Here is a 22,995-nt window from a genome sequence, read left to right as displayed (position 1 = left end):
AGGTATAAGATTTTATTGATAAAAGGATGTGAGAGTTTTTTTCTGATTAATCGTGAGAAGAGAGTTGAAAATACGATATTATGAATTTTTTCTGTTATGAAACATTTTATTCGTTTTCTTTTGCTTGTCCGTTTTTATATTAAAGATAGATATAGCATTATTGAGAGAAGAGGACTTTCACGGAAAGCATATAAAAAAACGGTACCCCGATTCACATCGCAGCACCGTCACAACACAAACACAAAATAAAACACGACAAAACTACTATGCAATCTTACCTGTCTATGCCGGGGAGGCATGCGAATGCTGCGATATGGATATTCACATATGCATAAAGAGCTTCAGGCTGATTTGCATAATATAAACGCAAAGGGATTTTTTTTGTTCAATAGGAAGTATAAAAAAAGTGATTTTATAGGAGTAATTATTGTTGTACCTCATAAAAACGTTACTTTTGTTCCTTCTAAAGACAGAAATGCGTATGGAGCCCAGAGAACTTATCAACTTTATGGCTATTGCCGAGAGACTAAAGTGTAATACACGCCATTCGTGGACATCAACCTATCGCCATGAGAGCGTAGCTGAGCATAGCTGGCGACTCACTTTACTGGCATATTTTGTACAGGATGAATTTCCTGAGGCTGATATGAATAAAGTGATTCAGATGTGTATTCTTCATGATTTGGGCGAGGCTATTACAGGAGATATTCCTGCTTTCTATAAAACGCAGAAAGATGAAGAGGTTGAAGACCGTAAGATTGAAGAGTTGTTTGATACGCTACCTCCTTTTTATCGGGATAAATTATTACCGTTGTTTCGGGAGATGGGGGAACTTGCAACGCTGGAAGCAAAGATATATAAGGCCTTGGATAAAATGGAAGCTATCTTTCAACACAATGAAGCTGATATTTCTACCTGGATTCCTTTGGAATATACTGCCAACTTGGAGTATGGAGCAGAGAATGTAGCGTTTTCTCCTTATTTGAGACGGTTGAAGCAGGAACTCTATAATGATTCGGTTCGGAAGATTGAAAATGTACCTGAACAGGGGGAAGGTAACAATAGTAGATTGGTTGATTTGACACTGAAGGTCACTCCGAAGATGATAAAAGATGCACAGGGTAATGAGAACAAGGCTTTCACAGGACATTTAGGCACTCATTTTGATGTGATGAATAAAGAATTCCCTTTGAACTATACGGAACGAAAAGCTATCGTTTTTGATGTGAGTTCCATATCCGGCAGGGATATAGAGGTGCAGGATATTGATCTTTCTAAAGTGAGGCCCGATATGTTTGTTTCTTTTTATAGCGGATATATTGAAAGGGAAAGTTATGGTAGTAAAGCCTATTTCTCAGAACATCCGCAATTGTCGGATGAACTGATAGAGAGATTGTTGGACAGACATATTTCTATAATAGGAATTGATTTTGCCGGTGTGAGAAGAGGGAAAGAGCATACACCTAAAGACCAGTATTGTGCTGATAAAGGAGTTTTTATCATAGAAAATCTCTGCCGTTTGGGACAGTTATTGGTTGGCGATGAGAAGTCTGCTGAATTTATAGCCAATACATATCCTATGAATTTTGCAGAGATGAGCGGTTTGCCTTGTAGAGTTATAGCTAAAAGAAAGTGATTAAAATTTAGTCAGACGCTTGGGAGAACCGTGCCAGGAACATCCCAGGCAATATATTTCTGTCATATCAAATCCTTCTGTTGAAGCTTCTGCATCTTTGGGAACCACTGTTCCTTCTTGGGTAATATATACTAACAGGCGTTCGCCTTGTTCATTTTTAACATACATGCCAGCGATTTTACACTGGGGACAAAGTAATTTTCTCATTTTGTTATCTTATGGTTTACGCCTGCAAAGATAGGTTATTAATCTTTGCAGGATTGCTTCATTAATTTTCTTTAAGTAGATTCCTGTCGTTGAGGTTAACTTTACTCTTTCAAAAAGAATATCCGTTAGAAACTAACTGAAAACAACATTTCAGCCTGGAAGTTTCCATAATCAATCGGTTTAATTAATCGTACTCCGGTAGTAAGTGGATAGCTCATGCGCAATACATTCCAGTCGAATATAAGATCGGCTCCGTAAGAACTTTGTGTAGTCCATGCACTTTTACGACTGGCTTGATTGCGTGACAGATCGTAGAAGAGGTTAGCACGTAATCGGCGGATGTAAATCAATGGTCCGATACTTAGATCCGGTGACAGGAGAGGAAGAGCATAATCAGCTTTGAAAGCCCATTGTTGCTGGGTTTGATATTGAAAATTATATCCGCGTGGCTTTTCCAATAAGTGTTTGGGAAGATACAATGCTTTGTTGTCCAGGTCTTGATACTGATAGCCGAAGCGGAGCATTAAGCCATGGTTGCGTACAATGCCGGGCCAGTAAGTAGTAAGCCGGGCAGCATACAGACTTCCATAATTTTCTGTATTGAAGGGTGTCATCAGGTACTGTAACCGAAGCTGGTAACCGTTCCGGGGAAGAATATCCCGCTGGGCCTTTCGTCTGTAATTATAGAACAGGACTTCCGGCAGGATGTATTGAAAGTTACGAAACTTCTGCGTACTGTATTCCTGGTACTTATTATTGGTAAAATAGTAAGTGAATGCTGGCTGTATACCTCTGATCCGTTGATTTCGTGTCAGATTAAAGGGGAGATAGACACGAGCTTCAGCTTCCAGCAGATTGCGGTTGGTATAATATCCTTGGGTCACAGCCTGTCCCTTTTCATTCTTTTTCCAGGCCATATTAAAAGCCTTGTCGCCATAATCGGCAGCAAGGTCGATGACCGGGAACCATCCTTGATAGGTAAAAGATAATTTTCCGTGATGATACCCTTTGTGATAATACCAGCCTGCCTGCATGATGGCAGTATTCAGCGTATTCTGAGACATGATTGTAGCCCCGGGCTTAACAATTGTGCTGAGATCCGAAGCACTGGTATTCATCGCTTCTGCCACATCATAATAGAATGGGGCCCAACTATGGATTTTGAATGTATGTACTCCTTTCCGATAACGCTCCGGTTTAAAATCGACGGCCTCCAGGCGTGCAGAGTCAAGGTTGAATTGTTCTTGTGCGGCCAGTGTCTCTGTGAAAGGCATAGAAGCGGGTTTCCCGAAATCGGTCTTTTCAAACAACAGGCTGTCTGCAGGTAGTGAAGCAATCCGGTATCCATTTGCCTGATAGTCGGCAAAGAATAAGCGATGGTCCGATCCGGAAAATGAGGGATCGAATGCCCCGAATCGTGCATTAGTCAGGCGATATACCTGATTATCTGCCGGGTTAAAGCAATATATATTGTTAGTACCGTTGGCGCCCGATTCAAAATAGATTTTTCCGTCCTTCCAGATTGGTGAAGTGATATTGACAGAGGTGGTTTGTAGTAGTTCTTTCCACATACCGGAGGAAGGATCAAATTGAAATAGAGTGATTCCTGCATCCGTAACGGTTATTGCAGTAATCTTGTCATCCGCTCCGAATGTCAGTTCCTTGATGAACGCATTCTCCGGAACGTCAAAAGACCGGAGTTCTTTTCCATCTTCCAGGTTGACTAATACAAGCTGATTCTTTCCGGCAATTGTGCTTCGCGAAACTGCGGCTATCTGTCCGTTTTTATCAATAGAAGGAGCGAGGTAACGTTGGCGGGGAGCAACCGTTTTTATCCGGTCTTTATCCAGATCGTAGTATTTCAGTACGGAATAGTTTTCATGGGTCCAGCGGATACCCGGAACTATTTCTGTCCAGTAGATACGATTGTTGTGGAAATCTAACCGGCTGTTGATACTGCCTATATAGCTCAACCGTTTTTCTTTTCCATTGCTGATGGCTACTAAAGAATTAATATCTTTCAGTCCCGATTTGACAGCTATCACAACAGAGTCATTGATAGCCAAAGGATACCTGTAAGATGTGTAGGTTTTATTGTCGGGTGACAGATATGCCGGAACAATGACAGCCGTATCCTGTTTTTTCCATCCTTCCCTTAAAAAGTCGAATGTGTCGTGATAGAGTCGTTTGAAACTACTTCCCGTGTAGTGTTTAAATGATCCTTCAAAAAGTATATTACCGGTATACCGGGTTGTACTTTTATCCCAAATATCACTTCCATAACGCTGACGGGCATAGGAAGTCATATCATATCCCAGTGCATAATATGTACCGGTGTAGTTTTTGTATGAACCTAACAGCCATTTATCAAAAGAGTAGAATTTGTTTCCTCCTAGCATTTGTGCCCGGTAAGCCATATTGAATTCGGGCAATCGTCCTCTGCCTCCGTTGGACATGGCTGTTTCTGTACCTACGGCATCTCCTTCGAGAAACCACACAGGTAGGAAGAATGCAGCAACTCCCGCAGCCTGTTCGCCTATCAGATAATAGAATGGCTTGAAAATGCCACGCATTACTTTTCCTGTCTGGAATACGTGCCGGGATTCGTGTAATACCAGATGTTTATCCCACCTTTGAATACCTAAATCAGAAGATGGAGTAGTGATGAGCTCCATACGGCGGGGAGCCCACGATACCATGCCGTTGGATATCATATTGGCAGGGTGCAGGATAACGGGAAACTTAGCCTTTATGGGTTTTCCGATTGTTTTTTGTATGTGCGGATAAGCATTTTCCAGGTAGAGGGCATAGCGGTAGGCCATGGAGTCTGTTCCTTGCGGATAAACCAGGTTATAATGAGGCAATCGGACTATATTCCATTTGAACCGGGCGGGGTCTGAACCATAGTCCATGAATTGGGCATGCAAACCGGATGAGGCCAGCAGGCAGACAAAGAGAAGAGGCAGGTATTTTAATTTTGACATTTAAAGTCTTTATTGGATTATCAGGACACAAAACTATAAAAAATAAGTTTTTTAGTTCTTTAGTTTATGAGTTTTTTAGTTGTATACTCTCATATTGTGACTCACAAACTCGCAAACTTACAAACTCTTATACATCACAAAATTAGTCATTTTAATATCGCCTATAGATACTATCTGCTCTTTTTCTGTTATATATCCTTGTTTTTCAAAAAAAAGGTGAGCGGTAATACTGACTTCTGAGTGGATAGACACTGCCTGATGGAGACGAGCATACTCTTCTGCTTGACGTAAAAGGAGAGAAGCTATGCCCTGATGCTGGAATTGCGGGTGAACAAACATACTGTGCAGATAGCCGTTGGCATTGATAGAGGTGAAACCAACTGTCTGGAAGTGTTTCGTCTCTTCGGCGAGTATGAAATACAAATCACTTTGAAGTAGTTCCCTCCAACGTTCCGGGGTTGCTCTTTCAAGCCATGCACGGATTTGTGGAGCGGTGTAGTGCAGCGAACAGGTGTTGAGAACACTTTGTTCAAACGTAGCATGCATGGCACAAATGTCTTCAGGCTCTGCTTTTCTTAACCGGATGTTTTTCAGTTGCATATGCAGAATTGGGAATGGTTTTCCCGTACTGTCCAGATCGTCCCGACTGATGATTTCAAACCCTCTGTTCTGATAGAATCGGAGTGCCTGCCCGTTCTGCTCGTTCACATCTACTTTATGTATCTGTTTTTGGCGTATTGCAAATTCTATTAATTGTTTGCCATATCCATGTCCCTGTTCATCAGGATCTACAAACAACATTTCGATGAGGCTGTCACTCAATCCCATGAAAGCGGTTATCTGTCCGGAATGATTACGGATCGTGTAGAGTTGTACCGCCGGAAAATATTCATGGCGTACTAAGGGCTTATAAAACCGTATATCTTCTTCGGATAGAAAGTGGTGAGAACTTCGGACTGCTCTTTCCCATATTTGGAGGAGGATATCGTATTCTTGTGTATTAGCTTGATTTACCATAATTGTCTTCGTTTATAAATACGTGGCGTAAATATAGAGGTTTCCTGCCAGATCAAAAAATGTTAGAAATCCGCTTTTCTTTCAATACGAATGATCTCTCCGGAAACCGGATGTACAAACTCCAGGTATTCGGCATGCAGATAAAGCCGGTCTGCTTGCTTTCCATAGAGCTCGTCTCCCGTAATAGGGCAGTTAAGACCAAGCGGGTGGGCGGCATGAACACGTAATTGATGCGTCCGTCCGGTGAGTGGATAGAAAGCTATACGTGTTTGAGATTCATTGCGTTCGAGAACCTGATATTTGGTGATGGCGGTTTTACCATACTCTTTATTTACTATCTGCCGGGGTCTGTCGAGAGGATCCGGACAGAGTGGAAGATTCAGAATGCCTTCATCCGGTGCGATGATTCCGTCCAGTAAAGCAATATAACGCTTCTTTACTGTACGATTTTTGAACTGTGCCTGCAGATTCTGATGTGTCTCTTTGGTTTTGGCAACAAGCAGCACTCCCGAAGTAGCCATATCCAGACGGTGTACAATCATTGGGCCTGTAGCATCAGGATATTGGGTTCTCAGGTGTTGATAGACAGAATTTATTTCTCCTTTTCCGGGCACGGAAAGCATGCCGGCGGGTTTGTTGACAACAAGCAACTGCTCATCTTCAAAAAGAACTTCGAGTGTTGTCTTCTTGTGAAGATCGTTCGATAATGGATTGGGCTCTACATTCAGCCCTTGTAACATATGCTTCAGAATAGGTTCACACTTTCCTTTGCAGGCTGGATAGTAGTAACCATGGTGGCGTATCTCTGCTTTTGGAGAGTTGCCCCACCAGAATTCGGCCATGGCAATGGGTTTGAGTTGGTGCAGATAGGCATATTGTAATAGTTTGGGAGCAGCACATTCGCCGGCACCGGCAGGAGGCGTCTTCTGTATGGTCTGTTTGAAGATAGTACATAGATCTTTTATTTCTCCGTTGGCATTCAGCATTTTGAATTGTTCAAAAAGCTTTTGTTGCAGGGCTGCCGACCGCATTTTGCGTTCGTTTTTGAGAGCTTCTATTTTTGCTGTATAATCATCTGTTTCCTTTTGCAGGGCAGTAATGCGAACTTTCCAATGCTTTTCCAGTCGTTTGAACTCTGCTTTCTGATGCTGGCTTTCGCGTATCATAGCTGCTTGTTCTGCCTCATCGGGATTGTTTATACGTCGAAGTTCACGTGCTTCTTTGGCTGCTTTCAAAGCTGCCTTAGCCTGAGTTATAGCTTGTCGGTTCAGAATGTTTTCTTCGCTCAGTTTCTGTTTGAGTGCCAGATAATAATTATCTTCCTGCAACTGTCTGATCTGAATGTTGATGGCAGAGATTTTTTCTTCTTCTATTCTGAAAAATCCGTCGGGTTGGAGTAAATCATATACAGGAGGTACGAAGTAGGAGTGTAGGTTTTTGCCGGCAAGGTTTCCGGAGAAAGCTGCCAGATAGCCTATCTCACCATCAGGGGTTTGTGCCACTAATACTCCGAACATTTTTCCTTGCTGCAATTCCTGTTCCCATTGTTTCTGGGTTTTGATATAGTACTGTACTTCTTCTGTGGCTATCAGGCAGAGCGGATGTGGCGTATAATGAAACGGATATGTAAATTGCTCCGGCAGGGGCAAGTGGGTAACTTTGTGAATGAAAGGATGCAGCATATGGTTTCTTGTTTCCGGGTTGTTATAACGCTTTGCAAAATAAATTCTATTTAAGCAGTATTGCAAGTATCATCGAATAAAATACGGTAAACTTTGCATATTAGTTTGGATTGGTGTTTATTATTAATAAAATGTATATTGTATAGTGCTTTTGTTGGAAGAATATTGCATCGTTCATTTCTTTTTTGATAATTTTGTCGCTGCATAAGCTGACAAACTGATATATTAATTTTTTATGATACTTATTTCTTGCATTAAATCTTTTCCTGTGGTCGTAATCAAACGATGCCTTCTTCTTTTTTTATGCCTGCTATCTGTAAATTTAATAATTGCCCAGAACGATACAGCCTACAAGAAAGGTTATATTCTTGTTATCAATGCATACACAGAAGCAACCTCCTGGAGTAGTCGTATGATTTCGGCAACTACTCGGTTTGTGGCAGAAGATCCTCAGTTGGCTGTTTATACCGAGCATATGAATATGATGCTGATAGATGATGATGCGACCGATCTGGAAGAATTCAAATCGGCTCTTTTTGAAAGATACGGTGCTTATCCTCCACGTCTGCTACTGTTACTGGGGGATCCTGCTCTATTGTTAAAAGAAGATTTTAAAAGAGTATGGGGAGATATCCCGATGGTGCTTTGTGCCGAAAAAGATTATACAGGCCCCGACAAATATTATTTGCATAAGAAAGTAATTCCACAAGCAGAACGTATTCCCATTACTCAGTTGGCAGACCCGTATAATTTGGTTCTTTTGTATTCGGATTTGTATATAGAGAAAAATGTGGAGTTGATATCTCAAATGATTCCTGATATGAAAAAGTTTATTTTTATAGGAGATGAACGTTTTATTAATGTAATCAATGAGGTCGAAGTCAGAGAGGTTATAAAAGAGAAATATCCTTCTGTTGAATATGAATATTTATCTCCTCAGATACTACCTATAAATCTGTTGGTTGATTCGTTGTATCGTGTTAATGCAAAGACTACTGGAATATTATTTTCTTCATGGTATTATAAGCGTACATTTGCAGGTAATACTTCGCTTGTTACAAATGCTCATAAAGTGATCACTACAGTGGCTGCCCCTTTGTTTGTTCTTAATACAATTGGCGTTACTGCCGACGGTGGAATGGTTGGTGGCTATGTGCACGACTGGGAACGTTATGATAAAGAGCTTATACGTATTTTGTCAGAAGTGCTTGAAGGCAGACAACCGCGTAATATTCCTTTTTATCGTTCTGTGGATGGCGTGCCGGTTATTAATTACAAAGCCTTACTGCGAAAGGATATATCGCCTTCTTTGTGTCCTGAAAACACGCACTTTCTCAATAAACCTCTTACTTTTTGGGAACAATATCATTACTTCATTCTGGGGGCTTCATTTTGTATTCTTGTACTCATTTTATTTTTTACATTCCGTATTCGTACATTAAAAAGACTCAGAGAAATTCAGCAAAAAGAAATAGATACGATGGCCGATTATAAGAATCTGGTAAATAATATGCCTATACTCTATATGCAGGAGGAATTGGTGCTGAATAAGGCCGGAGTTCCGGTTGATATGATATACCGGAATGTAAATTCTCATTTTGAGAATAACTTCTTTCGTCGGGAAGATGCGGTCGGTAAGAAGGCAAGTGAATTGTTTCCCGAATCTCTTCCTGAGTTTTTACATTTTACTCAGAAGGCACTGACTGAGAACAGGGCAATCACATTCCCTTATTATTTTAAGAAGATTGATACATTTTATGATGTGGTGCTGAAAGGAACTCGTAATTCTGGGATAATCGATGTATTTTGTATGGATAGTACGGATTTGCATAAAGCACAGCAGAAGCTGAGCACTACAAACAATAAGTTGGCGATGGCACTTGATGTGGCGAATATTGTTCCCTGGAAGTGGGATTTGATAAGCAAAACTATTTTATGTGATATCAACAGGCCGATAGAATTGAGTACAGTGGAAAGTGATGTGCCCGAAGAGCAGTTGGCAGTACCCGATTCACAATACTTCTCGAAGATATACAAAAAGGACCGTAAGAGGGTAGAACAGGCATATCACGATCTGATAGAAGGTAAATCGGATAAAGTGAAAGAGGAGTATAGGGTGGTAAATGTAGAAAACCATGTGCACAAGATAGATTGGGTGGAAGCACAGGCAGCCGTGCAAGAACGTGATGAAGAAGGAAACCCGGTCACACTAATCGGTTCGTCACAGGTCATAACCAATCGTAAGAAGATGGAGTTGGAACTGACTACTGCAAAGAACCGTGCAGAAGAATCCAATCGCCTGAAATCTGCTTTCCTTGCCAATATGAGCCATGAAATCCGTACTCCGCTGAATGCAATTGTCGGTTTTTCGGGAATACTGGCCTCTACGGAAGAAGAACAGGAAAAGCAGGAGTATGTCAGCATTATTGAGAATAATAATGAGTTATTGCTACAGCTAATCAGTGATATTCTGGATTTGTCGAAGATAGAAGCAGGAACATTAGAGTTTCATTATTCTAATGTAGAACTGAATAGTGTGATGAAGGAGCTGGAGAGTGTATTGCAGTTGAGGTTAAAATCGGATACTGTTTGTCTGGAGTTTGTGCCGTCATTGGATATATGCCCTGTTCATATAGAGAAAAACAGGCTTTCACAATTGTTAATCAATCTGATAACAAATGCGATAAAATTCACATCGGAAGGGAGCGTTCGCTTTGGCTATGAATTGCAGGGAAAAGAGTTATACTTCTATGTGTCCGATACCGGATGCGGTATTCCGAGAGATAAGCAGGAGAGTATTTTCGGGCGTTTTGTGAAGCTGAATAATTTTGCACAGGGAACAGGACTGGGGTTGTCTATCTGTCAGACATTGGTAAATCATATGGGAGGTTGTATTGGCGTTGAATCTGAAGAAGGTAACGGGTCAACTTTTTGGTTTACATTGCCCTATAAGCCTGCGGGACAGGAGGAAATAAGCGAAAAGAAGGAATATCAGCCTATATCTGTGGAAAAGGATAAACTGACTATCCTGATTGCCGAAGATAATGATAGTAATTACAAGCTTTTTGAATCGATTCTGAAGAATGATTATCAGTTGATTCATGCCTGGGATGGACAAGAGGCGGTAGATATGTTTAGAAAAGAAGATCCGCAAATCATCCTGATGGATATCAATATGCCTGTGATGGATGGCTATGAAGCTGCACAGGAAATTCGTAAATATTCGGCTAAAGTACCTATCATCGCTATTACTGCATTTGCATATGCTTCGGATGAACAACGTGTGATGGAAAGTGGTTTCGACGGATATATGCCCAAACCGATTAATGCCCGCCAGTTACGGGCACAGATAAAAGACATAATGCAGAAAAGAATTGTACTATTGTAGCTGAAACTCTTTTCTGCCTAGGTTTAATATCGTTCAGTGGAGAATAAAAGTTGTGGAATGTTTTTATTCCATATAAATCATCTTTTTGGTCATTCCTCCGTCGATAGTAATGTTTTCACCATTGATGAAGTCATTCTCTTCCTGGCTTAAGAACAGGCACATCCGGGCAATATCTTCTGGTTTTCCTACGCGTCCCGAAGGATGTTGTGCATGATCTTCCGGGCGAAGTTGTTCGTAATTATGATTCTGTATCCAACCCGGAGCAATGGAATTGACGGTTATATGCCATTCAGAGAGTGAGAGTGCCAGTGCGTGGGTAAGTGAATAGATGCCACCTTTGGATGCTGCATAAGCTTCACTGCCTGGTTCGCTCATTAAATAACGGGTGGAACAAATATTAATGATTCGTCCGAATGGATTCGAGGAGGTTTGAGCTTTACGGTGGATAGCCAGCAGGCGAGATGTGATAAATGCCGGACGCAGGTTGACAGAGAGTATCTTGTCGAAATCTTCTATGTTTGTTTCGGTAATGGGAGAAAATTCGCTGATACCTGCATTATTGATAATAATATCAATATCGCCCCAGAGCATAAAAATGCGTTGCATGCAATGTTCGAGTGCTTCTTTTTCACTTATATCCACCTGATAAAATGTCGCTCCGGTCTCTTTTGCAGTTTGTTGCCCTGCTGTCTCATTTTTATCGCAGAACGCCACCTGGTAGCTTTCTGCAGTACAAAATGCCATTACAATAGCTTTACCAATCCCTGTGGCACCTCCGGTCACGAATACTCGTTTTTTTTTCTTCTCCATGACTGGCTTAACCTGTTTATTCCGGTTCATTGTACTTGTTGGCTTGCCATATTTCCGGGCTCTCTCCCAAGCTGCTTTTCTTGCTTCGTATTGTTCGTACTGCTTTTCTATATAATTATCTGCCATATCTGTTCTTTCTTCCAATGAGTAAATATAGTAAAGGGGCTTTTAAAGTGTTTCATTCTATTTCAATACGTTGAGAAACTAGTTTCAACCTATTGAGAATTTATTCTCAACATATTGAGAAACTTTTCTCAATATGTTGAAACAGTTGTTTCATATAGGTTGAGAATAAATTTCGTTTTACCATTCATATTGTTCTACGTATTCATCATATACAGGTTCATCCATTATCCCTTTTTTGCGGAATAACTGTCGGATGTATTTTTGTTCAGAGGGAGTGATAAGTTGTTCTTTACGTCTGAAGCGGTAATAAGCATTTCGTCCGAAGTGTTCAAGCATCTGTTGTTTGATGACGACTGCATCACTATGCGGAACTTTATCCAGTAAATGTATGATACCTGATGCATAACGCAATAACTGGTCCACCTTAAAAAAAGAACAGTTTTCTCCACCGTTAATAGTTGCGTATGCCGGATTCACTATGTTGATAGTATCCCGTTTAGATGGGATATGGAGCGCTACCTGATGGCGTAGACAGTCTGCTGCATGTGAGCATTGCTTATTGAGGCAATGAGTGAAGTTACCGGGTACTGAGTTATAATCAAAATTGGTTTTCATATATATTCTTGATAAGTAAATTTATTTGAGTGACTTTCTTAACAAAGGTACTCAAAAGTTCTATAACTACAAAGAACTGACAGAGAATCATTATGAATAAAACGATAGGACTGTGTTATGAAGAACAAAGAGGATACTTAAAAATAAATATCCTCTTTGTTCTTATTATAAAATCAATAATGCCGGAATAATCACTCGCCAAGTTCGGAAAGCAAATCGTATGAGGGAGCGAAAAAGAGTGTCCCTGTTACCGGTGTACTGAAATCCAGCAGGCGGTCGGTATTACCAACAGGACTGCCTATAAACATATTCTCCAGCATTTTCCGGGTAGTACTGAACGTACTGGCGTAACCAATAAAGTAGGTTCCGTATTCTCCTTTTGAGGTATTGGCAAATGGCATATTGGCTCGTACTATTTTCAAATCGTCTCCAATGTTAGTAACTGCATTGTGGGCATTCTCCGGTTTTTCCTCGTCCGACAATTCAACATCATTGAACTTGTGACGGCCGATAACCTTTTCCTGTGCTTCTACCGGGAGTGCATTCCAGGCAATCATGTCATGAATGTACTTTTGTACAAACACGTAACTACCTCCTGCAAAATCTGGATCTTCATTACCAATGGCTGCAAAATAGTAGGGATTTTCGTCTACGGCGGGAGATTCTGTACCATCTACAAAACCGATAATTGCTTTTCCGTCCATGTATCTGAACCCATGAGTTTCGTCAACAGATTCGACAACTCCTTTCAACTTTTCATCAATAATAGAGGCAAATTCAAAGCATAACCCCATTTGTCTGGCTCGGATGTGTAGTAAGATATCTCCTGGAGTAGATACTGCTGTATATTTATCCCCTTTTATTTCTTTGAAGGTACTTAATTCTTTAGGTTTGGCTTTTTCTGGAAATAATTGGCTCCATGCATCAGCTCCGAAACCTATCGTACAACTGAATTGCATATCAGGGAAACGATTACGCATGCTGCGTATCATTGCAGAAAAGTTGGCACATACATCTTTTACTTTTTCGATTGTATCTGCCGAGTGTTTTAGACTGTAGACAATGAATATAGCGTTCTCTCCCGGTCTTGCAGTTACATCTTGCGGGATATTTCCATCAAATGAATTTTGATATGTGTTCATACTTCTTTTTAATTAGTTATTATTATTGTAGTTGATTTTGATACAGTTGTTTTATTAATATAACTCCATAGTTACAAGTTTGTTCTACTTATTGGGTAACTTATAAATCTATAGAACTGTATTTATAATCTTAAAAAATACTATTTTGCTTCACTTATATTGGGTTTTGTAACATAGGTTACTACTTTTAAACTGTGTATCCTGTTATCTTTGCCCAAAAATAAATTAGTTATGGAACAGTTACATGCTCATGAAGTCCTCCATATGATGGAAGGCAACAGTTATTCGGAAATCACTTTAAAAGAAGCCATTATTAATAAGTTTGGCAAAGACCAACATTTTTACGCTTGTTCTGCTGACGATATGAATATTGACGAATTGATAGAATTTCTTAAAAGAAAAGGCAAATTTATGCCTTCTGAAGATGGTTTCACTGTCGATATAAGTAAGGTCTGCGATCATAAATAGTCTTTATTAAAGTAATATTCCAAATATACTTTATATACTTTCGCAATCTTTGAGTCACTGAACTCATGTAATGCAAATATCGGGAAAATTTTGAAATGTACATTGTTTTCCCGGTATTTCTGTATCTATAATTTCATCTTTCGTCTTTTTTTAGTAGTTTTGTCCAATCAAGTCAATAATATATTAATGATGAATGAATTGGACAACGGGCAGCAAGAACAATATTCTGAACCCGAAAAGAAAAAGAGCACGCAAAAAATCGTAAAAAGAACTTTAGTTACGGTAGGATTGGCATTGGTAGTATATATTGTATATTCTATAGTCCATCTATTTGTCTCGCCCGATCATAATATTCAGCAAATCTATCTTGTTCCGGAGGACGCTGCGTTTATCATTCAATCATCAGCTCCGGTAAACGACTGGGAAAAATTCAGCGGAAGCGAAACATGGAAATGTCTGAAGAAAGCAAAATCTTTTGAAGAGGTCACAAAGAGTGTCGAAATGCTTGATTCAATAGTTAAAAGTAACAAAGTATTGCTGTCACTTGTGGGTAAACGGGATATGCTTATTTCACTCCATAAAGTTCGTGCAACCGACTGGGATTTTCTGATCATATTGGATATGCAGAAAGCATCTAAGATGGATTTATTAAAGGATCAGATTGAAACGGTGCTGGCAATGACGGGTAATACGGTTACTAACCGGCAATATAGTGGCATTAACATTCTCGAAATGCGTGATCCGGATACACGTGATATTTTTTATTGTGCTTTTGTAGATAATCATTTTGTGGCTTCTTATACGTCCGGACTTGTTGAATCGGCCATTGACTCACGTAGTAAACCTAAAATAGGACTCGATCATGCTTTTATTGAAGCAGAAAAGCTGGTTTCCGGTAAAGGACTTATCCGAGTTTTTGTAAACTATGCACATCTGCCACAATTTATGAATATTTATCTGGGAGCCAAAAATGAGTATGTTGATATGTTCAGTAACTCTATGAATTTTGCAGGACTCTTTTTTAATACGGATAAAGACCGGATGGAGGTAAAAGGGTATACATTCCGGAAAGACACAGCCGATCCTTATGTAACTGCTTTACTGAATTCGGGAAGGCACAAAATGAAAGCGCATGAGATTCTGTCTGGGCGAACGGCTCTTTATACTAATATTGGTTTCAATAACCCTGTAACCTTTGTCAAGGAGTTAGAAAACGCCCTTTCTCTCCATGATAAGCAGCTGTATAGTTCTTATGAAAGCTCCCGTAAAAAGATCGAAGGATTATTTGGTATCTCTTTGGAAGAGAATTTTCTGAGTTGGATGTCCGGAGAGTTTGCCATTACCCAATCCGAGCCAGGCTTGCTGGGGCACGAACCGGAATTAATTTTGGCTATCAGGGCTAAAAACATGAAAGATGCCCGTAAGAACATGGAGTTTATTGAAAAGAAGATTAAGCGACGTACTCCGGTTAAGATTAAAACGGTTAATTATAAGGATTTTGAAATTAACTATGTGGAAATGAAAGGCTTCTTCCGATTGTTCTTTGGAGGATTATTTGATAAATTTGAAAAGCCATATTATACGTATGTAGATGATTATGTTGTTTTCAGTAACAAGGCTTCATCTTTGCTCTCCTTTGTAGAGGATTACGAACAAAAGAATCTACTGAAAAATAATCCGGGATTTAAAAATGCGTTTTCGTATTTGAGTTCAAATTCTACCATTTTCCTATATACGGATATGCATAAATTCTATTCTCAGTTGAAACCGATGATGAATGCTACTACGTGGAATGAGATACAGGCTAATAAAGATGTTTTGTTTTCGTTTCCTTGCTGGTCTATGCAGATTGTAGGGAATAGCCAATCGGCCTCTTTGCAATATGTGATGGATTATAAACCGTATCAACCCGAAGAAGTTGTTGCAGTTGTCACCGATGAAGAAGATGAAGAAATGAATGAAGATGCTGACACTGAGAAAGAACAGATGAGCGAACTAAAACGTTTTTATGTCGAGAAGTTTGAAGGAAATATCTTGCGGGAATTTTATCCCGACGGTGCATTGAAAAGTGAAGCGGAAGTCAAGGAAGGGAAACGGCATGGGCGTTATCGTGAATATTATGAAAATGGTAAGCTGAAATTCCGGGGGAAATATGCAAATAACCAACCCAAAGGTACATGGAAATATTATACCGAAGAAGGTGAGTTTGAACGTAAAGAGAAATATTGAATGATTTCACCACAAAGTAATACAGAGTTTTAAATTTTTATCGAAACGCAGATTAACGTAGATTTTCGCAAAGGGAAACAAATCAAAGATAAAGAACTACAGTCTTTTAATCTGCGTTCATTTGTGTTAATCCGCGTTTCATCAGATAAATACTACTCTGTGAATTCTATGAAACTTGTGGTGAGTTTAGTTCATTTCTGATCAAATTAGAGACAGGCCTTAAATAACGCTAGATTATCTTCTTGTGCCGTCATATCCCCACTTAACATAAATGGCTCCCCAGGCAAAACCTGCTCCGAATGCTGTAAAAATCAGATTATCACCTTTTTTGAGTTTATTTTCATAATCCCATATGCAAAGAGGAAGTGTAGCGGCACTTGTATTACCGTAGCGTTCTATATTTACCATAACTTTCTCTTCCGGCATATCCAGGCGTTGTGTAACAGCATTTATTATGCGCTGATTGGCTTGATGTGGGATCACCCAATCGATTTCACCTTTATTCAGGTTGTTTCTTGTAATAATAGCTTCACAGGCATCCGACATATTTGCTACGGCATATTTGAATACCGTACGTCCTTCCTGATAGATATAATGCATATGGTTATCCAGCGTATAGTAGGAGGAGGCACATACGGACCCACCTGCTTTAATATGTAGAAAAGGCAACCCTTTGCCATCTGTTCTCAAAACAGAATCTATAACACCCAGCTCCTCAGTGGTTGGCTCAAGCATAAAGGCGGCTGCACCGTCGGCAAAGATCGGGCAGGTTGCACGATCCGTATAATCTACTATCGACGACATTTTATCAGCTCCTACTATAATAACCTTTTTGTATATTCCTGAACGTATAAAATTCGCTCCGGTTTCCAATGCATAAAGGAATCCGCTGCAAACAGCCTGTACATCAAAGGCAAAAGCATTTTTTAATTCCAGTTTATCACATAATATGGAGGCGGTTGAAGGTAAACGATAATCAGGAGTGGTAGTAGCTACAATTACCAGATCAATATCATCCGGGTGAGATTGGGTACGTTGCATCAATTGTTTTGCAGCTTTGCGAGCCATATATGAAGTTCCAAGTCCTTCTTCTCTTAATATATGCCTTTCTTTTATACCAATACGTCCCATAATCCATTCGTCGGTAGTATCTACCATCTTAGAAATTTCATCATTAGTTAAGATATAATCAGGCACATATCCTCCGACTCCTGTGATTACTGCGTTTATTTTCTGCATCGGTTTTATTGTTTAGTAGGTTTTGAATAGTTTTGCTCATTTTGAGAACTAAAAATAAGGGCGTAAATATACAGAAAAGAGGAGGATTTCCAATAGTAGTCCAATAAACGCTTTGTTCTTTTATCATTGCGAAGGAAACTTTGGGCAAATTTTAACTAAATAGCTGAGGCTGCTTACTTTTGTTTCGTTGCATCCTATTTGTATCGCTATAATTGCCGGATATAGTTTTTTTCCGGTTCATCTTCCTTGGTTGTATGATGATGGATATAGAATCATATTCGGTAAGATTGTAATCTTTTACTAAATGTTATCTGATTGGAAATAGTGGTGGTATGATAGTTGAAAGTGAGTGATCTATTTGATGTTATTGACTGTGATATAAGGTCGGTGTTTTACTGTGAAATCACTATCTTTGCAATGGAATGGAACAATTAATTAATGAAAAGGATATTATGCTTACCTACACATACGTTGAACATGGAAAATTTGAATTGCGGGAGAAGCCAAAACCGGAAATAATAAATTCACGGGATGCAATCATACGAGTGACTCTTGGCAGCATTTGTACCAGTGACCTCCATATCAAACATGGTAGTGTGCCGCGTGCCATCCCTGGGACAACAGTTGGGCACGAGATGGTGGGTATCGTAGAGGAGGTGGGGGTTGATGTCACTTTAGTCAAGCCCGGCGATAGAGTAACTGTGAATGTCGAGACTTTCTGCGGAGAATGTTTCTTTTGCAAGCGGGGATATGTTAACAACTGCACCGACCCTAATGGTGGTTGGGCTTTAGGTTGCCGCATTGACGGCGGTCAGGCAGAATATGTCAGAGTTCCTTATGCAGACCAAGGGCTAAACCGTATTCCTGATACAGTCAGTGATGAACAGGCTTTGTTTGTTGGCGATGTGCTTGCAACAGGTTTTTGGGCAACCCGTATCTCAGAGATTTCCGAGGACGATACTGTTCTTATCATTGGCGCCGGTCCTACCGGAATCTGTACATTATTGTGTGTGATGTTGAAGAAGCCGCGGCGTATTATTGTCTGTGAAAAGTCTCCGGAAAGAATCCGGTTCGTGCGTGAACATTATCCTGATGTGTTGGTAGTGGAATCAGAAAACTGCAAAGACTTTGTGATTCAAAACAGTGACCATGGTGGTGCTGATGTTGTATTAGAGGTAGCTGGTAGTGAAGATACTTTCCGCTTGGCGTGGGAGTGTGCCCGTCCCAATGCCATTGTTACTATCGTAGCTCTCTATGATAAACCTCAACTTCTTCCTTTGCCCGATATATATGGCAAGAACTTGATTATTAAAACAGGTGGAGTGGATGGCTGCGACTGTGCCGAGATTCTTAATCTGATTGAGGAAGGTAAGATAGATACACCCCCTCTTATTACGCACAGATTTCCGTTGAAGGAGATTGAGGAAGCCTATCGTATATTTGAAAATAAGTTGGACGGAGTTATTAAGGTAGCCATTTATAAATGAATCGTTTTGTGAATGAAGCGATTGCATGTTTAATTCAAAATTATAAGCAATAGTATGCCTGTTATCGAAATATCATCTTTATCTCATCCGGGAGTTGAGGTATTCAGCACTCTTACTGAAACTCAGTTACGCAATCGTACCGAGCCTGATAAGGGGATTTTTATAGTTGAAAGTCCGAAGGTTATCAAGCGAGCTTTGGATACCGGCTATGAACCTTTAGCCATTTTGTGTGAACACAAACATATTGTCGGTGATGCTGCTGAAATTATTGAGCGTTGTGATAATGTGCCTGTCTATACCGGTAGCAGAGAATTGCTTGCTACGCTGACCGGTTATGTCCTGACACGTGGTGTTCTCTGTGCCATGCGCCGCCCTGCTCCACGTAGCATGGAAGAGGTATGCCGGGAAGCCCGGCGTATTGTTGTAATTGACAGTGTTGTTGATGCAGCTAACATTGGTGTTATCTTCCGTTCGGCGGCCGCTCTTGGAATTGATGCTGTATTATTAACGCGTAATTCCTGCGACCCGTTGAACCGCCGTGTGGTCAGGGTGTCTATGGGAGCCGTCTTCTTTGTACCATGGACTTGGATGGATGGTCCTCTCAGTGACTTGGGAAAATGGGGTTTCCGTACGGCTGCTATGGCGCTCACGGATAACTCTATCTCCATTGATAACCCTGCTTTGATGAGTGAATCCAAATTGGCTATCGTGATGGGTAACGAAGGGGAGGGGCTTTCGAGTGAAACGATTGCTGAGGCTGACTACGTAGTTCGTATCCCCATGGCGCGTGGTGTTGATTCGCTCAATGTAGCCGCTGCGGCTGCTGTAGCTTTCTGGCAGCTTCGTGCTCCACAATTTTGAGATTAGTACATTCCAAAGTTATCTCTGATTATTTGCTGATGATACAAATTATTACTATTGCAAATAGGATAGTAATCAAATAGCTATACTTTGCTGATTGCCTTTCTTATAAGAGGGGAATAGATTATTTTACGGTGAAATTAGTCACCTGAATATAGCTGTCGAATAACTCATTGGTAGTGATTATTGCTATATACTAATAGGTTACATTACAAAAATGTGACCACATATAAAGTGATCGTATTTTTATGACCACTGATCTAATTTCTATGCTGATATTTTGTTTGGATTTAATAGTATTTATCAATTCCTCCGAAGCCTGTGATTCTTTTATTATCTTTCGTCTTGTCGATGAAGTTGTGTAATCGCCTTTCAAATTCTTCCGGTCGTTTTCTTGCGGCTTCAATGTATGCAATACGGATACGTTTGTATGCATCGGAAAAGCGTTGATAATTTTGCCATAATCCTTTATCTTCTCTCAGCTTGTCCATTATATCATTGGGAAATATAAATGGTTCGGATAATGCCTTTCGTATCTTATCCTCAAATTTGGGATGTATCATCCTGTTTTCCATCAACCACCTGAGTCTCTCTTTGTTGGCTTGTGAGTATGTACTTTTAGGATTTCGAGGCGTGAAATGCTGAATTTTATGCTCTTTGTCAAGCGACTTTATTGTACTGTCAATCCACTCGAAACAAAGGGCTTCTTCAACAGCATCATTGTATGTAACACTTTTTTTGCCTGAAGATTTACTGGGAAATACAAACCATATTTCATTGGCAGTTTCAAAATTTTCAGCAAGCCATATTCGCCAATCTTCTCGATTCTCAAAATACTTTATTTTATTCTCTGCTGTCATAACAAGGAATATGTGATAATGTAGTCGGTTTCTTAGCTGTCATATAATCAATAGTAATCTATGCTAATCGTTGGTAATCACCAATTATTTCCCGATGCAGCATATTCGCACTATTAATTGTTAGCGTTTTGCTCTTTTAAACGGTACAAACCTCATTTTTACAATTACATTGAAAGTACCGGGAAATTCAATGTGCTGGTTTTCAAACTTTTCGATATACGTGTTGTACCGCATTTTTTCCGCCCATTTGCGGAAGTTTTCAATCAATTTTAGAGGGTTGATTTGGTGGGTGTTTCCGCATTGGGGTTACAAATGGTTTGCAAAGGCAAAGATAAAAAATATTCTTTATTACTTCTAATACTTATTGGAAATTATCTTTAATATATATCCTACTTTTAATGTGGTATATACCTATTAGTTGTTGCATATCATTTTGTTGAATTTAAAATAGCCAACCCCTTTACCGTCAACAGATACTTTTGTCGAGGATGTTTGGGATTATTAGGGTAGAGAGGAGCAACAAAGCCATTTTGAATAGCTGGTGTCAAATAGTTGGCAATAAAAGTGGGGCGATGCTTTAACTCTATTCTCTCCATTATCATTTTCAATGAACATTGTTCTATCCCAATAGCTTTTACGATTGATAAAAGTGGGGCGGTGAGTTGTTCGGTTAGCTTGTTCGGTACTTGTTCGGTACTTGTACGGTCGGCTTGTTCGGTTGATTGTTGTGGGGCATTGATAATCATATATCTATTTTTTAACTCATGATTTTCTCCCATCATCAGATTTCTGAAAAACAAAATCAAAAAACTCATATCCGGTTCAACCCCTTTTCGCACATTTCTATAATTCGCACGAACCAATGCATTGCGAAAGAACCAAGATTTGTCGGCAAACAAATCATTGTTCACGTCAAAGCCAATGCTGCGTAAATACTTTATAGTAAAGACTGCCGTAGTACGGGTGTTGCCCTCACCGAATGGATGAATCTGCCAAATGCCTGATACGAACTTGGCAATATGTGCCACTACATCATCCATCGATAAGCCTTTGTATGAGAAGTTTTTTTCCTGTTCTAAGTCGTATTCTAACGCTCTGCATAAATCCTCGGAGTTGACATAAAGCACCGTGTCGTCACGAAGTACCCATTCTTTCTTCGTTATATCATAGTCACGAATTTTACCAGCAAACTTAAAGATACCTTCAAAGAGTCTGCGGTGAATGGATGTAAAGCCTGCCACTGAAAATGCAAAGGACTGTTCATTTAAGATTCTGGCAATATTGGCAGACACTTTATCCGCTTCTTCTGTCTCTTCATCTTCGGGAGTTCGTGCCGTTTTCGACTGGTAATAGCTGTTGATGAGTTTCTTTACTTCATCAATATTAATATCGCCTTCAATATGCTTGACCGCTGTATTTTTCAGATAGTCGGAGGTTTGCAAGCCGTCTACAGCTTGAAGCCCAATAGCAGTTTTCCAAGCTGAAGCCTTTTTCTTTTTGTCAGGTTCACTACCTCGGATGTATGATTCAAAATCTATGTCCATCTTAATTATTCATTTTTCAACCCATTTGCTGAAGTCTCAAATCAATTTTAGAAGGTTGACTTGGTGAGTGTTACAGTTATGGGGGTATAAATGGTTTGGCAAGCTCAAAGATATGAAAAATGAAGCAATAGATCAAAGAAAGTGCAGAATTTTTGTACAAACATACTGTATGTTTGATTATTTGTAGTACTTTTATACAGCAATAAAAGAATAGCAGAAATGAATGCAGAAGAAAGTAAAAATAGATTCATCTCTTCTTCAGAAGTAAAGGAAAAGAGCCGTAGTGCATACTATAAGCTCCTCAAGAGTGCCCGTGAAGGAAATATGGTCTGCATCCGGCGAGGTGTGTACGCTACAATGGAACAGTTGGCCGATACCAAGATAGACCTTGATGTCGTGTGCTTGATGGTATCCTATGCTTGTTTTCTGCATGGAATATCCATGGACTTACCACCTTTTTGCCCTAGGCCTACCATGTGGCCATCAAAAGAGGACGGAAGATACGGTTGTTCGAATACCCGTTAATAGAACTACATTTCATCACTGAGGCACTATTGGAACTAGGTGTTGAAGAGCAAGTAGTAAGTGGCTATGAGATTAAAGTCTATAATAAAGAACGCTCTGTTTGTGATGCTATTAAATTCTCCTGATGGACTATACAAGCAAACTACGTGTTACAAAGACTCTTGAAAAATATCTC

The 22,995-nt window shown here is 39.9% G+C and carries 17 protein-coding genes; 7 read left to right on the top strand and 10 right to left on the bottom strand.

Going from position 1 to position 22,995, the window contains the following annotated elements:
* Window positions 1–481 precede the first annotated feature (481 nt).
* Window positions 482–1,636, top strand: a complete 1,155-nt coding sequence (locus tag VCM39_RS15805; RefSeq protein WP_322932872.1) for an HD domain-containing protein — start codon at window positions 482–484, stop codon at window positions 1,634–1,636.
* On the opposite strand, the gene VCM39_RS15800 is transcribed toward VCM39_RS15805, so the two are convergent.
* The 4 genes from VCM39_RS15800 to VCM39_RS15785 form a co-directional block, all read right to left on the bottom strand.
* Entirely contained in the window at window positions 1,637–1,843 is a 207-nt protein-coding gene (locus VCM39_RS15800; protein ID WP_025867890.1) for a hypothetical protein, read from the bottom strand.
* A gap of 125 nt (window positions 1,844–1,968) precedes the next feature.
* Complete coding sequence (locus VCM39_RS15795) at window positions 1,969–4,827, bottom strand: hypothetical protein (protein ID WP_322932873.1); 2,859 nt, start codon at window positions 4,825–4,827, stop codon at window positions 1,969–1,971.
* 117 nt (window positions 4,828–4,944) lie between these two features.
* The gene (locus VCM39_RS15790) at window positions 4,945–5,844 is read right to left on the bottom strand and encodes a GNAT family N-acetyltransferase (RefSeq protein WP_322932874.1); all 900 of its coding nucleotides are present in this window, start codon (window positions 5,842–5,844) and stop codon (window positions 4,945–4,947) included.
* A gap of 62 nt (window positions 5,845–5,906) precedes the next feature.
* On the bottom strand, window positions 5,907–7,526 hold the full coding sequence (locus VCM39_RS15785; RefSeq protein ID WP_221648637.1) for an RluA family pseudouridine synthase: 1,620 nt from the start codon (window positions 7,524–7,526) through the stop codon (window positions 5,907–5,909).
* Window positions 7,527–7,761: 235 nt separating this feature from the next.
* Between VCM39_RS15785 and VCM39_RS15780 the strand changes: the two genes are divergently transcribed.
* Window positions 7,762–10,914: an ATP-binding protein gene (locus VCM39_RS15780; protein ID WP_221648636.1), complete on the top strand. Its 3,153-nt coding sequence runs from the start codon at window positions 7,762–7,764 to the stop codon at window positions 10,912–10,914.
* Window positions 10,915–10,977: 63 nt separating this feature from the next.
* Here VCM39_RS15780 and VCM39_RS15775 read toward each other — a convergent pair whose 3' ends face one another.
* The 3 genes from VCM39_RS15775 to VCM39_RS15765 form a co-directional block, all read right to left on the bottom strand.
* A complete protein-coding gene (locus VCM39_RS15775; protein ID WP_221648635.1) occupies window positions 10,978–11,850 on the bottom strand; it encodes an SDR family NAD(P)-dependent oxidoreductase in 873 nt (290 codons plus the stop codon).
* A gap of 177 nt (window positions 11,851–12,027) precedes the next feature.
* Window positions 12,028–12,465 carry a DUF6078 family protein gene (locus VCM39_RS15770; RefSeq protein WP_221648634.1) on the bottom strand — a complete coding sequence of 146 codons (438 nt, stop codon included), beginning with the start codon at window positions 12,463–12,465 and terminating at the stop codon, window positions 12,028–12,030.
* Between the two features lie 191 nt (window positions 12,466–12,656).
* Window positions 12,657–13,607: a Dyp-type peroxidase gene (locus tag VCM39_RS15765; RefSeq protein ID WP_221648633.1), complete on the bottom strand. Its 951-nt coding sequence runs from the start codon at window positions 13,605–13,607 to the stop codon at window positions 12,657–12,659.
* Window positions 13,608–13,838: 231 nt separating this feature from the next.
* On the opposite strand from VCM39_RS15765, the gene VCM39_RS15760 reads away from it, so the two are divergent.
* The gene (locus VCM39_RS15760) at window positions 13,839–14,075 is read left to right on the top strand and encodes a YecH family metal-binding protein (protein ID WP_221648632.1); all 237 of its coding nucleotides are present in this window, start codon (window positions 13,839–13,841) and stop codon (window positions 14,073–14,075) included.
* 189 nt (window positions 14,076–14,264) lie between these two features.
* Entirely contained in the window at window positions 14,265–16,304 is a 2,040-nt protein-coding gene (locus VCM39_RS15755) for a toxin-antitoxin system YwqK family antitoxin (protein ID WP_323673986.1), read from the top strand.
* A 234-nt stretch (window positions 16,305–16,538) separates the two neighbouring features.
* On the opposite strand, the gene VCM39_RS15750 is transcribed toward VCM39_RS15755, so the two are convergent.
* A complete protein-coding gene (locus VCM39_RS15750; protein WP_221648631.1) occupies window positions 16,539–17,543 on the bottom strand; it encodes a beta-ketoacyl-ACP synthase III in 1,005 nt (334 codons plus the stop codon).
* 452 nt (window positions 17,544–17,995) lie between these two features.
* Here VCM39_RS15750 and VCM39_RS15745 point away from each other — a divergent pair, with 452 nt between their 5' ends.
* Window positions 17,996–19,030 carry an alcohol dehydrogenase gene (locus tag VCM39_RS15745; protein ID WP_407934703.1) on the top strand — a complete coding sequence of 345 codons (1,035 nt, stop codon included), beginning with the start codon at window positions 17,996–17,998 and terminating at the stop codon, window positions 19,028–19,030.
* Window positions 19,031–19,084: 54 nt separating this feature from the next.
* Window positions 19,085–19,891: a TrmH family RNA methyltransferase gene (locus VCM39_RS15740; protein ID WP_289293394.1), complete on the top strand. Its 807-nt coding sequence runs from the start codon at window positions 19,085–19,087 to the stop codon at window positions 19,889–19,891.
* 290 nt (window positions 19,892–20,181) lie between these two features.
* Here VCM39_RS15740 and VCM39_RS15735 read toward each other — a convergent pair whose 3' ends face one another.
* Window positions 20,182–20,751, bottom strand: a complete 570-nt coding sequence (locus VCM39_RS15735; protein ID WP_221648629.1) for a YdeI/OmpD-associated family protein — start codon at window positions 20,749–20,751, stop codon at window positions 20,182–20,184.
* 428 nt (window positions 20,752–21,179) lie between these two features.
* Window positions 21,180–22,295: a Fic family protein gene (locus tag VCM39_RS15730; RefSeq protein ID WP_322932878.1), complete on the bottom strand. Its 1,116-nt coding sequence runs from the start codon at window positions 22,293–22,295 to the stop codon at window positions 21,180–21,182.
* A 219-nt stretch (window positions 22,296–22,514) separates the two neighbouring features.
* Between VCM39_RS15730 and VCM39_RS15725 the strand changes: the two genes are divergently transcribed.
* Window positions 22,515–22,820: a hypothetical protein gene (locus tag VCM39_RS15725; RefSeq protein ID WP_322932879.1), complete on the top strand. Its 306-nt coding sequence runs from the start codon at window positions 22,515–22,517 to the stop codon at window positions 22,818–22,820.
* The last annotated feature ends 175 nt before the right edge of the window (window positions 22,821–22,995 follow it).

Source organism: Bacteroides mucinivorans, from assembly GCF_034654355.2.
Taxonomy (GTDB): domain Bacteria; phylum Bacteroidota; class Bacteroidia; order Bacteroidales; family Bacteroidaceae; genus Bacteroides; species Bacteroides nordii.
Note: the sequence above shows the minus strand (reverse complement) of the source record. Positions and strands in the feature narration are given on the sequence as shown.

Coding starts and splice junctions, on each gene's coding strand:
- VCM39_RS15765 (WP_221648633.1), bottom strand. CDS start 13,607: ATGAACACATATCAAAATTCATTTGATGGAAATATCCCGCAAGATGTA.
- VCM39_RS15770 (WP_221648634.1), bottom strand. CDS start 12,465: ATGAAAACCAATTTTGATTATAACTCAGTACCCGGTAACTTCACTCAT.
- VCM39_RS15750 (WP_221648631.1), bottom strand. CDS start 17,543: ATGCAGAAAATAAACGCAGTAATCACAGGAGTCGGAGGATATGTGCCT.
- VCM39_RS15785 (WP_221648637.1), bottom strand. CDS start 7,526: ATGCTGCATCCTTTCATTCACAAAGTTACCCACTTGCCCCTGCCGGAG.
- VCM39_RS15780 (WP_221648636.1), top strand. CDS start 7,762: ATGATACTTATTTCTTGCATTAAATCTTTTCCTGTGGTCGTAATCAAA.
- VCM39_RS15760 (WP_221648632.1), top strand. CDS start 13,839: ATGGAACAGTTACATGCTCATGAAGTCCTCCATATGATGGAAGGCAAC.
- VCM39_RS15725 (WP_322932879.1), top strand. CDS start 22,515: ATGAATGCAGAAGAAAGTAAAAATAGATTCATCTCTTCTTCAGAAGTA.
- VCM39_RS15805 (WP_322932872.1), top strand. CDS start 482: ATGGAGCCCAGAGAACTTATCAACTTTATGGCTATTGCCGAGAGACTA.
- VCM39_RS15740 (WP_289293394.1), top strand. CDS start 19,085: ATGCCTGTTATCGAAATATCATCTTTATCTCATCCGGGAGTTGAGGTA.
- VCM39_RS15790 (WP_322932874.1), bottom strand. CDS start 5,844: ATGGTAAATCAAGCTAATACACAAGAATACGATATCCTCCTCCAAATA.
- VCM39_RS15775 (WP_221648635.1), bottom strand. CDS start 11,850: ATGGCAGATAATTATATAGAAAAGCAGTACGAACAATACGAAGCAAGA.
- VCM39_RS15735 (WP_221648629.1), bottom strand. CDS start 20,751: ATGACAGCAGAGAATAAAATAAAGTATTTTGAGAATCGAGAAGATTGG.
- VCM39_RS15730 (WP_322932878.1), bottom strand. CDS start 22,295: ATGGACATAGATTTTGAATCATACATCCGAGGTAGTGAACCTGACAAA.
- VCM39_RS15800 (WP_025867890.1), bottom strand. CDS start 1,843: ATGAGAAAATTACTTTGTCCCCAGTGTAAAATCGCTGGCATGTATGTT.
- VCM39_RS15745 (WP_407934703.1), top strand. CDS start 17,996: ATGCTTACCTACACATACGTTGAACATGGAAAATTTGAATTGCGGGAG.
- VCM39_RS15795 (WP_322932873.1), bottom strand. CDS start 4,827: ATGTCAAAATTAAAATACCTGCCTCTTCTCTTTGTCTGCCTGCTGGCC.
- VCM39_RS15755 (WP_323673986.1), top strand. CDS start 14,265: ATGAATGAATTGGACAACGGGCAGCAAGAACAATATTCTGAACCCGAA.